Origin of the sequence: Brachybacterium sp. (genome assembly GCF_036379615.1) — a bacterium.
GTDB lineage: Bacteria > Actinomycetota > Actinomycetes > Actinomycetales > Dermabacteraceae > Brachybacterium.
This window is the reverse complement of sequence record NZ_DASVGJ010000069.1, coordinates 100,918-114,516: the sequence shown is the minus strand read 5'-3', so window position 1 is coordinate 114,516 and position 13,599 is coordinate 100,918. Positions and strand designations below refer to the sequence as shown.

The following is a 13,599-nucleotide window of genomic DNA, read 5'->3' as shown; positions in this document are numbered from 1 at the left end:
AGGCGGCCGACGGGCGCGCCCGGCCCCGCCACGACGAACGGGCGCCGCCACGACGAACGGGCCCCGCCCGCCTCCACGAGGAGAAAAGCGGGGCCCGCGGTGCGAGGTGGTCCTCGCCGTCTGCTCAGCTGTGCAGGTCGTGGTCCAGCAGGCCGTCCCGCAGGGCCGCGGCGAGCACGGGCGTCACAGGCAGGCGGGGGATGAGCGTGGCCTGGAAGGCGTGGTAGATGTCGGGTTTGCCCGGCCAGGTCACGCCCTGGACCTCGTTGTCCGCATCGAGCTCGTGGAACCACGAGCCGCTCTCGGGATCCAGCAGGTAGGTGGAGATGTACTCCCACCACTGCTCGTAGCGCTCGGCCCAGATCCGCTCACCGGTCACCTGGTGCATGACGGCCGCGGCGCCGATCGCCTCGGCCGCGACCCAGTGCATGCGCTCGCTGGAGACGGGGGTGCCGTCCCAGTCCACGGTGTAGACCCAGCCGGGCTGCCCGTCGGCCCCGAAGGCCGCGGCGGACTTCTCCATCAGCGCGGTGGCGGCCTCGAGCATCCACTCCGGGGCCTCTCCGTCGGCCGCGATGAGCGCGGCGCGCGCATGCAGCACCAGGCGCGACCACTCGATCCAGTGCCCGATCGTCGCGCCGTAGGGGCGGAACGGGTGGGCCGGCTGGTCCTTGTTGTAGTCCAGCAGCGGGGACCAGTCCACGTCGAAGTGCTCGGGCAGCGCCCAGTCGTTGGAGCGCGCGAACTCGTCGATCGCGCGGGTCGCGATGCCGACGGCACGGTCCAGCCAGCGACGCTCGCCGGTGACGTCCGCCGCGGCGAGCAGCGCCTCGACGGTGTGCATGTTCGCGTTGATCCCGCGGTACTCCTCGCAGGCGGCGAAGGCCCGGTCGTAGGTGTCCACGCTCATGCCCGCGGACTCCTCGAAGAACTTCTCGTCCAGGACGGCGAGCGCCTCGTCGAGCAGCTCTCGCGCGCCCGGACGACCGGCGGCGGTCGCGCTCGCGGCGGCGAGCACCACGAAGGCGTGCGCATAGGCCTGCTTGGAGTCGTCCACCGCGGCGCCATCGGCCACGGCGGAGAACCAGCCGCCGTGCTCGTCGTCGTGGAACACGCCGCGCAGGGAGTCCAGGCCGTGATCGGCCAGACGCCCCAGGCCCGGCCGGCCCAGCAGATGGCCCAGCGCGAAGGAGTGCGTCATCCGGCAGGTGATCCACAGCTCTGAGGGCCGGGAGAGATCGGGCTCGCCGTCCTCGTCCAGCCAGGCGAAGCCGCCGTCCTCGCGCACCGATTCGGAGGCGAACTGGAGCAGTTCGTCGCCCTCGCCCTCGAGCCAGCTGCGGTGCGAGGCTCGCTCGAGCCAGGGCAGGTGCGGGCCGGGGGCGGAGGAGGCCGGAGCCTGGGGGTCCTCCCGCAGCTCGAAGGCGCGCGAGGCCTCCTGGGCCTGGGCGGTGGTGGGGCCGGGCTCAGGCGCCAGGAACACCTCGCGGTAGTACTTCAGCTCCTGGATCGACTCGCGGATGTCGGCGAGCGCCCGGTGGCCGCCGTGCTTGGCGGGGATGTTGTAGTAGACCCGCGGCATCCAGCGCTTGGCGAGCTCCTTGAGGCTGGAGACGTCGATCGTGCGGTAGGAGAGCCAGTTCGCGAACTCGGGCACGTCGCGGTCCAGGAACACGCGATCGGTGCCCACGCTGTTGCCCGCGAGCGGCGCCTTGCCGGGCTCGGGGCAGTACTGGCGCACGTACTCCAGGCACTGCGCCTGGGCCTCCTCGAGGCTCATCCCGCCGTCGAGCTCCTCGAGCAGCCCGGAGACGGTGTGCATGTTCACCACGAAGGGATCCATGCCCTGCAGGGACTCGGCCGGGGGCTTGATGACGACGTCGACACCCTCCCCGAGGATGTTCAGGTCGGCGTCGGTCACGAGCACGGCGATCTCGACCAGCGCGTCGCGCTGCTTGTCGAGGCCGGTCATCTCGCAGTCGACCCAGATGATGCGGTCATTGATGGCACGTGTGGAGCTGGAGGTCACCGGACAACAGTATCGCGGGCGCGCTCGCGAGCGGCTCCGGCGGTGGGCGCGACGGCGGTGCAGAAGGTTACTCTTCAGTCATCCGGATTCGACGACGAGCCGACGAGGCTTCCGGGAGGACCCCGCTGTGAACATGTACTTCCGCCTGCTGCTGTTCTTCCTGCGCGTGCGGAGGAAGGCACCGCTGAGCATCTGGGACACCTCGCACGCGAGCTTCCGCGTGAACCTCGCGGATCTCGACGTGCAGCGCCACATGAACAACGGCCGGTACCTCTCGATCATGGACCTGGGGCGGATGGACCTCATGCTCCGCTCGGGGTTCTGGAAGCAGGTCACCGACCAGGGCTGGTACCCGGTGGTGGCCGGACAGACCATCACCTACCGCAGGTCCCTCACGCTGGGGCAGAGGTTCGAGGTGGCCACCCGCGTGATCGGGTACGACGAGCGATGGATCTACATGGAGCAGGTCTTCCGGCGCGGGAGCACGGTCATCGCCGACGCGATCGTGCGCGCCCGCTTCCTGCGCACCTCGGGCGGCTCGGTCGACGTCCAGGAGGTGCTGGGCCTGGTGGGGTCCGTGCCGGAGCATCTCGAGGTCCCGCACTGGGTCACCGAGTGGAACGAGGGATCCTCACGCCACGGCCGCGAGCTCTGAGCTCCCCGGGCACGACCGATATCCCCTCGCCGAACCGGGAGGGACGCAGTAGCCTTCCAGCCTCTGCAGAGACGAGGACACCCCTGATGCTCATCGACGACCGACCTCACGCGCCCCTGCCGCGCTGACGCCGTCTGCCGCCTGCGAGCGGGCTCCGCCGTCAGCCACCCGCTGACCCTCGAGAAGTCCCATGACCGCATCGCCCGCCCCTGCCATCACCCTCACCTCGCTCGCCTTCGCCTGGCCCGACGGGACCCCGGTGCTCCAGGGCCTCTCCTCGACCCTGGGGGAGGGGCGCACGGGGCTCATCGGCGACAACGGAGCCGGCAAGACCACTCTGCTGCGCCTCATCGCGGGAGAGCTGCACCCCACCACCGGCACCGTCACCGTGACCGGGACGGTGGGCCACCTGCCGCAGCACGTCGCGCTCCGTGCCGGGACCACCGTCGCCGAGCTGCTCGGCGTCCGGAGCGCGTACACCGCGCTGCGCGCCATCGGCGGCGGAGACACGGACCCGGCGCTCTTCGACGCCGTGGGCGAGGACTGGGACGTCGAGGCTCGCGGCCTCGCCGCCCTGGCCCGCAGGGGGCTTCGAGGGATCGGCCTGGACCGCACCGTGGGAACGCTCTCCGGTGGCGAGGCGGTGCTCGTCGCGCTCGCCGGGATGGAGCTCGCCGGGGACCGGATCGTGCTGTGCGACGAGCCGACGAACAACCTCGACCGCCGCGGGCGCCACCAGCTCTACGACGCGATCTCCGCCTGGAGCGGCACCCTGGTGGTGGTCAGCCACGACGTCGAGCTGCTGGAGCTCATGGACGCCACCGCCGAGCTGCACGACGGGGAGCTGACGGTGTTCGGAGGCCCGTACAGCGGTCACCTCGCTCACCTCGCCGCGGAGCAGGCCTCTGTCGAGCAGGACCTGCGCTCTGCCGAGCAGCGCCTGCGGACCGAGCGGCGCCGACGCGCCGAGGCGCAGACGAAGCTCGCTCGTCGCCGGCGCTATGCCCGTTCGGACTTCGAGAACCGACGCCGTCCGAAGATGATCATGAAGACCCGCGGCCAGGAGGCGCAGGTCTCGGCCGGAAAGCTCCGGGGCCGCCACGACGACGCCGTCGCCTCGGCCCAGCAGGCGGTCGCCGCGCGGGAGGGGCAGCTGCGGGAGGACAGGCGGATCACGATCCCGCTTCCCGATCCGGACGTGCCCGCCGGGCGCCGCCTGGCGGAGCTGCGGGATGCCCGCGGTCGCGGGATCGTGCTGCAGGGTCCGCAGCGCATCGCCCTCACCGGCCGCAACGGCATCGGGAAGACCCGCCTGCTGCAGCAGCTCATCGACAGACCCGCAGAGGACGGCGTGCGCGCCAGGGCGTCCACGGGGCGGATCGGCGTGCTGCCGCAGCGGCTGGATCATCTGACGGAGGAGCAGACGATCCTGGACTGCGTGCAGGAGGCGGCGCCCGCTGTCCCGGACGGAGAGCTGCGATCGCTGCTCGCCCACTTCCGCTGCCGCGGGGATGCCGTGGAGCGCCGCATCGGGGGCCTCTCCGGCGGAGAGCGGTTCCGGGTGGCGCTGGCACGGCTGGTGCTCGCCGATCCGATCCCGCAGCTGATCGTGCTGGACGAGCCCACGAACAACCTGGATCTCGCCAGCATCGACGCGCTGGTCGATGTGCTCAGCGCCTTTCACGGCGGGCTGCTGGTGGTCAGCCATGACGAGGCGTTCCTCGAGCGGCTCGAGATCGACGCGCAGCTCCTCCTGGACGAGGACGGTCTCCACCCGGATGACGGTCTGTGACAGGACCGTGGCCTCACGCGCGGCGCGACCCTACGGTGAGCCCATGACGCTCTCCGACACCGCCCCCACCACCCTCTCCGATGCAGATCTCGCCGCCGCCGCGGGCGAGCGCGCCGACCGCCTCACCGCCGCCGGGACGGCCTGGGGCGAGCGCATCGACGCCCGCCGCGAGGCCGCCCGCCTCACTTACACGGTCCACGGCAGCGGCGTCGGCGCCGTCGCCTCCGCCGTCCGGGCCGGCCGCCACGAGTTCGCGGTCGACGAGCCGGCCGCGCTCGCGGGGGACGACAGCGCCGCCAGCCCGGTCGAGGTGGCGCTCGGCGCCCTGATCTCCTGCCAGGTGGTCGTCTACCGGCTGTACGCCCACGCGCTCGGCATCCAGGTCGGCGACATCGACGTGACCGCCGAGGGCGACCTCGACGCGGCCCGACTGTTCGGCAAGGACGAGACCGTGCGCGCGGGCTTCACGTCCGTGCGACTGGACGTGCGCCTGTCCGGTCCCGAGAGCGCGGAACGCTACGAGGAGCTGCGCGCCGCGGTGGACGCGCACTGCCCCGTGCTCGACCTCTTCCAGAACCCGACCCCCGTCACCACTACGCTGGAGGTCACCGCCGCCTGACGGCCTCGCCGCGCTGCTGCGACGAACGGGCCCTCAGCCACTCCACGAGCGCGATCACGAGCAGGAGGCCCACGACGGTGAGCAGGATCCACTGCTCGAACACCACGGCCAGCACCGCGGCGAGCAGCAGCGCCACGAGATAGATGGTGTTCAGCACCCGCAGCGAGAGCCCCAGCAGGCGCGCCCCGAACCGGGTGCGGGCCAGGCGCAGCAGGAGCAGCAGGGCGATCACGCCGAACGTCAGGAATCGCAGCATGACCGGGGCTCCTGGATCGGTGACGGGTGGGCGGTGCCCCCAGCAGGACTCGAACCTGCAACCTACGGATTAGAAGGCCGTTGCTCTATCCATTGAGCTATGGAGGCTGACGGCGCACGAGTCTACCGAGGATCCGGCACCGGGCGGTGCAGCTTCATCGGCCGGACCAGCGACGCCGCTCACCGCGGCGGTCCTGCCCGTGCTGCCGGGCGGGCGCGCCCGGTCCCGCCTGGCACCGGGGGCAGAACCACAGCACCCGCGCCTCGGTCCCCTCGAGGCGCGGATCGGCGAGCTCGCCGCGCTCGATCCGGGTGCGGCAGCGTCGGCACTGCTGCCCGCCCCGCCCGTACACCCACAGGTCTCCATCGCGTCCCAGCATCCCTCCGGTGGTGACCCGCACCGTGCGATCCTGGTTCAGCACCAGCAGGCGGTGGGCGAGGTCGACCAGCTCCCCGAGATCCCCGGCCTCGCCCGTGGGCGCGGCCGGGTGGATACGGCGCAGGAAGCACAGCTCGCTGCGGTAGATGTTGCCGATCCCGGCGAGGTTGCGCTGATCCAGCACAGCGAGGCCCACGGGCCGTTCCGGCTCCGCGCCGAGGTTCTCCACCGCTTGCGCGCGATGCTCCGCGCCCCAGGCGGGATCCAGCAGATCGGGGCCCAGGTGCCCCACCAGGGAATCCTCGTCGGCCGTGCGCACCAGGCGCACCTGCTTGACGTCGTAGGCGACCGCCCGCGACTCCCGACCATCCTCGTGCCGAGCGGTCAGGACGATCCGGATCGTGTCCGCCGGGCGGGGCCCGGCGCTGGTGTCGCTCGAGCGCAGCGCCTTGCCGTCCACGTGCCAGATCCCGTCCATCATCAGATGGCTGTGCAGCGTCAACGGCGGCGTGCCCGGGGACGGCGAGTGCAGGCGGATCAGCAGATGCTTGCCGCGGGGCCGCACCTCCTGGACCCTCCAGCCGGTGAGATTCGCGGTCGCGGCCTGCGGGACGCGCAGGTCACAGTGCGTGAGCGTGCCGCCCGCGAGGGCCTCGTGCAGGATCCGGCACTGCCTGGCGACGGTGTCCCCCTCGGGCATCAGCGGCCACCTGCGCGCAGGCGGATCGACTTCGGGGAGCGGTAGCAGCCGGCCTCCACCAGGGCGGCGCCGACGGGCGCGACCGCTTCGGCGTCGATCGGATGGCCGTTGATCCGCTCGATCTTCAGCTGTGGGAGTCGGGAATCCTCGGCGACGGCGCGCACCAGGTGCGCGGCGACCGCGGTGGTGGCCTCCTCCTCGGCCCACCACAGCAGATGCTTCGCGCCCCGGTCCACCACCGCCACGACCTCGCCCTCGCGCAGCAGCACCAGCGCCCCCGCCCGGCGGGCGGGCCGCACGGTGGCGCCCTCGGGCGGCGGGATCCCGAGCGACGGCCAGGGCAGGGCGGCGCCGTAGGGGTTCGCCGGATCGGTCGCCGCCAGAGCGAGGGTGGTCCCGCCGCCGGCTCCGGCGGCCTCGCCGCTCTCGGCCTCCCGCTCCCGGTCGCGGAGCCGGTCCACGGCCTCGGCGGGGGCGAACTGCGAGGCCCCCAACCCGTCGACGAAGTAGCCGCGGCGGCAGCTGCCGTTCTCCTCGAGCACCGCGAGCACCCGGTAGACAGCGGCGAAGCCTCCGGGGATGTCCTCGACGTCCATCGCTCCGCGAGTGACCACCCCGTGCCGGTCCAGGAGCAGGGTCGCGAGCGCCGCGGCCCGCGCCGAGGGATCCACGGCCTCGACTCGCACCGCCGACCAGCGGCCCGCCCCGGCGGTGCCGGTCGCGAGCTCGGAGACGGAGGAGACGCCCTGGCGCATCATCGCCGCGGACAGCCGCGCCGCACCGCGACGGGTCAGGGACCGCGAGCGCGCCGGAGCCCGTGAGACGCGGGAGGTCCCGGAGCCCTGGCCGTAGGAGCGCAGCACCTCGAAGGAGTCGTTGGTCAGCAGCCCCGAGAAGGCGAGGTCCCACAGGGCCTCGTGCAGCTCCGGCGGGGCGACCGCCGCGCCGTCGTCCGCCAGGGCGGTGAGGATCTCGCCGTGGCGCAGCGCCCCGGGCGTCCCGCGCAGCAGGGCCAGCACACGCGCGGAGACCGAGCCCTCGGCCAGGGAGTCGGCGGCCTCCTCGAGCGCGGCGGCGTCGAGACCGAGCGGCAGCGCGTCGGCGAGATGGAGACGGATCCAGCCGTCGTCCCCGCCGAGCCGGCCGTGCCCGGTCCACACCAGCTCGCCCGAGGCGAAGGCGGCTTCGAGCATCGCGGGGGTCAGATCCGGCAACCGGGCCGGCAGCACCTGCGACTCCCAGGCCGACAGCGGCAGAGAGACCCCGGCGAGCTGGTCGATGACCGAGAGCAGGCCGTCCTGGCCGTGCCAGGTCGCGCGGTCCCGTCGGCCGTCCTCGCGCCGGCCCGTCAGGTGCTGCCACTGGCCGAGGAACCGCGCGTACACGGGCCCCTCGACGGGGGCGATCTCCTTGCGAGAGGCGGCGAGGCTCGCCCGCCGGATGCGGCGCAGCACCTCGGCGTCCACCCACTCCTCGCCCTCGCGGCCGGGCGTGAACTCGCCCTGCTGCAGCACCCGCTCGGCGGTGAGCTGCTCGAGCGCGCCCCGTGCCACGCCCGGGGCGAGACCGAAGGCCTCCACCGGGGCGTGCGCGGGGAAGGGACCGCGGCCTCTCGCCCAGCGGGAGAGGAGCTGGGCGACGGCGCGGTCGACGGGGGCCAGGTGCGCCTCGGGGATCCCGGGCGGCAGCGCGGTGCCCAGGGCGTCGCGCAGCAGGCCGGCGTCCTCGATCGCGGCGAGGTGCTCCACCCCGGCCAGGCGCACCGTGAGGATCCGGCGGGAGCGCTCGAGCTCCTCGATCGCCGCGTCGAGGTCGAGCTCCTCGGCGCCGCGCCGCGCGAGCTCGCCCCGGGGGAGCGGACCGAGGCGGCGCAGCGCGTCCGCGATCTGCTCGGGGCCGCGCAGGGCCCGCTCCTCGGTGAGGCCCTGGAGGCGCTGCTCCACCTCGGCGATGACGCCGGCGTCCAGCAGCTCGCGCAGGCTCACCGAGCCCAGCAGCTCGGCCAGCAGCGACTGGTCCAGCGCCAGGGCGGCGGTACGGCGCTCGGCGAGGGGTGCGTCGGCGTCGTAGATGAACTGGGCGAGGTAGCCGAACAGCAGCGAGCGCGCGAAGGGCGAGGGTGCCGGGGTCTCCACCTCGCGCACCTCGATGCGGCGCCGCCCCACCTGCGTCATGAGCTCCACGAGGGCGGGCAGGTCGTAGACGTCCTGGAGGCACTCCCGCGCCGCCTCGAGCATGATCGGGAAGTCGGGATGGGGCCGTGCCACCTCCAGCAGGTGCGAGGAGCGCTGGCGCTGCTGCCACAGCGGCGAGCGCTGGTTCGGGTTCCGCCTCGGCAGCAGCAGCGCCCGGGCCGCGCACTCCCGGAACCGAGCGGCGAACAGGGCGGAGGAGCCGACGAGACGGCGCACCTCCTCCTCGATCTCCTCGGGCGTGAACACGAACAGGTCCGCGCCGGGCGGCTGCTCGCCGTGGGGGATGCGCAGAACGATCCCGTCGTCGGCCGCCATCACCTGGCCGTCCAGGCCGTAGCGCTCCTCCACCCGGGCGCCGACGGCGAGGGCCCAGGGCCCGGTGATCCGCTGCCCGTAGGCGCAGTGCAGCACCACCCTCCAGTCGCCGAGCTCGTCGAGGAAGCGTTCGACCACGAGCTGCTGCGGGCCCGGCACCGTGCCCGTGGCCTGACGCTGCTCGGCGAGATGGTCGAGCAGGACGGTGCGGGCGTTCGCCTCCAGACCCAGCGCGCCGAGCTGCTCCTCCGCCTCGGCCCGGTCCAGGGAGGCGAGCTCGGACTGAGCCGTGGCGATCGCCCGGCCCAGGCTCGCAGGCCTGCCGTCACCGTCCCCGTGCCAGAACGGGATCCGGCCCGAGAGGCCGAAGGCAGGGGAGACGGTGACCCGCGAGGCGGTGATCTCCTCGATCCGCCAGCTCGTGGTGCCCAGCGTGATCACGTCGCCGCGGCGGGACTCGTAGACCATCTCCTCGTCCAGCTCGCCCACCCGTCGGGGCTGGGAGTCGTCGTCCCCGGCGACCAGGTGCACGGGGTACAGCCCGCGATCCGGGATCGTGCCGCCGCTGGTGACGGCGAGGCGCTGGGCGCCGGGACGGCCCGCGAGGATCCCGGTCTCGTGATCGTGGACCAGGCGCGGCCGCAGCTCGGAGAAGTCGGTGGAGGGGTAGCGCCCGGCGAGCAGGTCGATCGTCTGGTCGAAGGCCGAGCGCGGCAGGGCCCGGTAGGGATGGGCGGTGCGGACCAGGTCGAACCAGTCGTCGATCTGCAGATCGTCCATCGCGGCGGCGGAGACGGTGTGCTGGGCGAGGACATCCAGGGCGTTGCGCGGCACGGTCAGCGGCTCGATCCGCCCGGCGACGGCCTCCTGCACCGCCACCGCGGAGCGCAGCACGTCCGCAGCATGCAGCGGGTGCAGCGACCCGGTGGAGATCGCGCCGACGTCGTGCCCGGCGCGGCCCACCCGCTGCAGCAGGCTCGAGACGGACATCGGGGCGGCGACCTGCAGCACCAGGTCCACCGCGCCCATGTCGATCCCCAGCTCGAGGGAGGAGGTCGCGACCACGCAGCGCAGCGTCCCGGCCTTCAGCTGCTCCTCGATCCCTGCCCGCACCTCCTTGGACATCGAGCCGTGGTGGGCACGGGCGATGTCCTCGACCTCTCCCCCCTCCTCCGCCTCCTCGCGCCCCGGGTCCCCGGTGCCCGATGCGGCGGCGAGGCGGCGCGCGTGGAGCCGGTTCAGCTTCCCCGTGAGCCGCTCGGCCTGGCTGCGGGAATTGGTGAAGACGATCGTCGAGCGGTGCGCGAGGAGCCGCTCGAGCACCGCCCGCTCGACATGCGGCCAGATGGTGCCGGAGACGTCCTCGTCGTCGACCGCGTCCGCGGGCGGCTCGATGGCCTGCAGATCCGCCACCGGCAACGAGACCGAGAGATCCCAGCGCTTGGTCGACTCGGGCCGCACCACCGTCACCTCCCGGGCACGCCCGGTGCCCGTGAGGAAGGCGGCGACCTCGTCCACCGGCTCGACGGTCGCCGAGAGCCCGATCCGCTGCGCAGGCGCGGCGAGCAGGGCGTCGAGGCGGGCCAGCGAGAGCGCCAGATGCACGCCGCGCTTCGAGCCCGCGACCGCGTGCACCTCGTCGAGGATCACCGTGTCCACGTCACGCAGCGTCTCCCGCGCCTGCGAGGTGAGCATGAGGAACAGCGACTCGGGGGTGGTGATGAGGATGTCCGGCGGATGCGCGATCAGACGCCGACGTTCCGCGGCCGGGGTGTCGCCCGTGCGCACGCCCACGCTGATCGGCGCGTGCGGGATGCCGAGGCGTTCCGCGGTGCGCGCCGTGCCCACCAGGGGAGAGGTGAGGTTGCGTTCCACGTCGACGCCGAGCGCCTTGAGCGGCGAGAGGTACAGGACCCTCGTCGTCCCCGCCGGCGTCTTCCGGCGGGAGGTGGCGCCGACCGGCCGGGCGGTCGGCGCGGCAGGGCGCTCGGCCGGGCGCTCGGCGGCGAGCGAGTCGATCGCGGTGAGGAAGGCGGCCAGGGTCTTGCCCGACCCGGTCGGAGCGACCACGAGCGTGTCATCGCCCCGCTCGATCGCCTCCCACGCCGCGGACTGCGCCGGAGTGGGGACGTCGAAGGACTCCTCGAACCACGTCGCCGTGGCAGGGGAGAAGGACGACGGGAGCGCCCGAGCGGTCGTGGCCATCCCCCCATTGTGGACCGCGCCGCCGACAGGCGGCCCGGACGTCCCGTGCAGTGCCCGCGCCCAGCACCCGCCCTGCCAACTCACCGGCCATCGTGGCAGGATGGACGGCACGGCGGATCCCGTATCGACCGGGCCCGCGCACACCACGACGAAGGGATGATCCACATGGCGGAGTACACGCTTCCTGATCTCGATTACGACTACGGGGCGCTGGATCCCTCGATCTCGGGGAAGATCATGGAGCTGCACCACTCCAAGCACCACGCGACCTACGTCAAGGGTGCGAACACGGCGCTGGAGAAGCTGGCCGCGGCGCGAGAGAACAACGACTTCGCGACGGTGAACCAGTTCTCGAAGGATCTGGCGTTCAACCTGGGTGGTCACACGAACCACTCGATCTTCTGGAAGAACCTATCGCCCGAGGGCGGCGACAAGCCCACCGGTGAGCTGGCGCAGGCGATCGAAGAGTTCTTCGGCTCCTTCGATGCGTTCCGTGCGCACTTCACGGCCGCGGCGCTGGGCATCCAGGGCTCGGGCTGGGCAGTGCTCGCGTACGAGCCGCTCGGCGGGAACCTGGTGATCGAGCAGTTCTACGATCAGCAGAACGGTGTGCCGGTGGCGACGATCCCGCTGTTCCAGCTGGACATGTGGGAGCACGCCTTCTACCTGGACTACCAGAACGTGAAGGCGGATTACGTCAAGGCGATCTGGAACATCGTGAACTGGGCCGATGTCCAGGCACGGTTCGAGGCCGCGCGCAGCGCCGCGACCGGCCTCGTGATCCCCTCGGTCTGATCCGTTCGCTCTGATGAGCTGATCCGTCGGGCGGGCGATGCGCCTCGTCTGCGGAGCTCCAGCGGCCGGTCCCTCGTAGGAGGGGCCGGCCGCTGCGTTGTCCGGGTGCGGGGTGCGGGGTCTTGATCACTGGGGCGCCGGGAGGCGGGAGTCGGGTGCCACGAGGCAGGGTGAGAGGTGCGGCCATCGGCGGCAGGCGCGCCTGTCGGCGACAAGTGCACCCGTCGGCGGCGGGCCCGATGGAGCAGCCGACCTGAGCGGGCCTATAGCGATGAAAGCTGGCGATATCGCCAGTTCGTGCCGCTATGGGCCCTTCCGTGACACGTCCGAGACGAGTGCTCGCGCCTAGAACGGGCGGAGACCGCTCCCTTCGCCATGGGCTGACCGTCGCGACGGTTCCTCCACAGGGCAGGGTCGTCCACAGGAATAGACAGGGGATGGAACGCAGGGGAGCGGCCCGCGACGCTGAGGGCATCGGCAGGGAGCCGAGGCCGGGACAGTCCCGGCACCTGAGGAAGGACACCGCCATGCGGGACATTCAGACCACCATCATGGGCAACGCCACCGCCGATCCCACCGCCCATCCGCAGGAGGACGGATCGGTCACCGCGAAGGTGCGGGTCGCGGTCACGGGGCGCTATTACAGCTCCTCCGCGCAGGACTTCACGGATCGCAAGACGGAATTCGTCACCGTGTTCGCCCGCAGGCAGCTGGCACGCAATCTGCTCGGCTCGGTCCACAAGGGGCAGCCGCTCATCGTCACCGGCCGGCTGAACACCTCGGAGTGGACCGGGGAGGACAACGTCGCGCGGTACTCGCTGAACCTCCAGGCCGAGGCCGTCGGCCACGACCTCACCTACGGCACCTCGACCTTCACCCGTCCCATGCGGGCCTCGGAGGTTCCCAACATCGATCCCGACACCGGGGAGGTGCTGACCTCCTCCGGGAACACCGACGCCGACGCTGACGACACGAGCGCGGACGAGACCGCGAGCGAGGAGTCCTACGCGCCGGCCTTCTGAGCGTGCTCGGGCGTCGAGCTCAGTCGGTGCTCTGCAGGGTCTGCACCAGGGCCCGGGAGATGTCGGGCAGCAGCGCGGCGCCGAGGACGTAGCCGTCCTCGTCGCCGCGATGCACGGCAGACCAGGTGGCGCCATCGCTCAGCGCACCGACCACGACCCGCAGCGGACGATCCGCGGGCAGCTGCCCGCCGCTCTCACCGTCACGGACGCTCCAGGCGGACGCGGCGAGATCGCAGGCGATCGCGCCGCCGGCCGCGAGCTCCGGCCATTGCGCCGATTCCAGCGCCATGAGCGGGTCGCTCGGCGTCGCGGAGCCGTCCTCGAGATCGATCGGGGTCAGATGCAGGTCATCGGGCGCGCTCGCGCCCTCGCCCTCCGCACCGAGCAGGGCAGCGAGCGAGGGCGAGGCCGCCATCAGCTCGGCGCTGCGAGCGAGCGCGAACAGTCGAGGAGCGGGCAGAGGGCCGTCCTCCACATGGCGTGCGACCTCGAGGACAGCGGCCGCCAGAGCGGCCGTCGGGGCGTCGAGAGGGTCCGGAGCCGGAGTCGTCATCGGATCGAGAGGTCCCTTACAGGTTCGGCCTGACAGAATGGGATGGACCGCCGCATGTCGCGGCGGCACCACACTGTACCCGGAG

At 72.5% G+C, this 13,599-nt stretch carries 10 protein-coding genes and 1 tRNA gene; 5 read left to right on the top strand and 6 right to left on the bottom strand.

The genetic code is table 11. The annotated features are described in order from the left end of the window. Positions 1-124: 124 nt before the first annotated feature. Positions 125-2,029, bottom strand: a complete 1,905-nt coding sequence (orn, locus tag VF289_RS16215) for an oligoribonuclease (RefSeq protein ID WP_330884940.1) — start codon at positions 2,027-2,029, stop codon at positions 125-127. Positions 2,030-2,162: 133 nt separating this feature from the next. Between orn and VF289_RS16210 the strand changes: the two genes are divergently transcribed. From VF289_RS16210 to VF289_RS16200, 3 genes are all read left to right on the top strand, one after another. Next, positions 2,163-2,684 carry an acyl-CoA thioesterase gene (locus VF289_RS16210; RefSeq protein WP_330884974.1) on the top strand — a complete coding sequence of 174 codons (522 nt, stop codon included), beginning with the start codon at positions 2,163-2,165 and terminating at the stop codon, positions 2,682-2,684. A 190-nt stretch (positions 2,685-2,874) separates the two neighbouring features. After that, the gene (locus VF289_RS16205; RefSeq protein WP_330884939.1) at positions 2,875-4,476 is read left to right on the top strand and encodes an ATP-binding cassette domain-containing protein; all 1,602 of its coding nucleotides are present in this window, start codon (positions 2,875-2,877) and stop codon (positions 4,474-4,476) included. Between the two features lie 43 nt (positions 4,477-4,519). Then, positions 4,520-5,095: an OsmC family protein gene (locus VF289_RS16200; protein WP_330884938.1), complete on the top strand. Its 576-nt coding sequence runs from the start codon at positions 4,520-4,522 to the stop codon at positions 5,093-5,095. On the opposite strand, the gene VF289_RS16195 is transcribed toward VF289_RS16200, so the two are convergent. The 4 genes from VF289_RS16195 to VF289_RS16180 all read right to left on the bottom strand — a co-directional run bounded on the left by VF289_RS16195 (position 5,082) and on the right by VF289_RS16180 (position 11,144). After that, entirely contained in the window at positions 5,082-5,351 is a 270-nt protein-coding gene (locus VF289_RS16195) for a hypothetical protein (protein ID WP_330884937.1), read from the bottom strand. The two genes, VF289_RS16200 and VF289_RS16195, sit on opposite strands and share 14 nt — an antisense overlap. A gap of 34 nt (positions 5,352-5,385) precedes the next feature. After that, a tRNA-Arg gene (locus VF289_RS16190) sits at positions 5,386-5,458 on the bottom strand. A gap of 47 nt (positions 5,459-5,505) precedes the next feature. After that, positions 5,506-6,429, bottom strand: coding sequence for a DNA-formamidopyrimidine glycosylase family protein (locus VF289_RS16185; protein WP_330884936.1), 924 nt, complete (start codon positions 6,427-6,429; stop codon positions 5,506-5,508). Further along, positions 6,429-11,144 carry an ATP-dependent helicase gene (locus VF289_RS16180; RefSeq protein ID WP_330884935.1) on the bottom strand — a complete coding sequence of 1,572 codons (4,716 nt, stop codon included), beginning with the start codon at positions 11,142-11,144 and terminating at the stop codon, positions 6,429-6,431. Before VF289_RS16180 ends, VF289_RS16185 begins: the two co-directional genes overlap by 1 nt. 165 nt (positions 11,145-11,309) lie before the next feature. Between VF289_RS16180 and VF289_RS16175 the strand changes: the two genes are divergently transcribed. Both VF289_RS16175 and VF289_RS16170 read left to right on the top strand, forming a co-directional pair. After that, positions 11,310-11,939, top strand: a complete 630-nt coding sequence (locus VF289_RS16175; RefSeq protein WP_330884934.1) for a superoxide dismutase — start codon at positions 11,310-11,312, stop codon at positions 11,937-11,939. Positions 11,940-12,466: 527 nt separating this feature from the next. Beyond that, the gene (locus VF289_RS16170) at positions 12,467-12,961 is read left to right on the top strand and encodes a single-stranded DNA-binding protein (RefSeq protein ID WP_330884933.1); all 495 of its coding nucleotides are present in this window, start codon (positions 12,467-12,469) and stop codon (positions 12,959-12,961) included. Between the two features lie 19 nt (positions 12,962-12,980). Here VF289_RS16170 and VF289_RS16165 read toward each other — a convergent pair whose 3' ends face one another. Then, entirely contained in the window at positions 12,981-13,514 is a 534-nt protein-coding gene (locus VF289_RS16165) for a PPA1309 family protein (protein ID WP_330884932.1), read from the bottom strand. Positions 13,515-13,599: the final 85 nt, after the last annotated feature.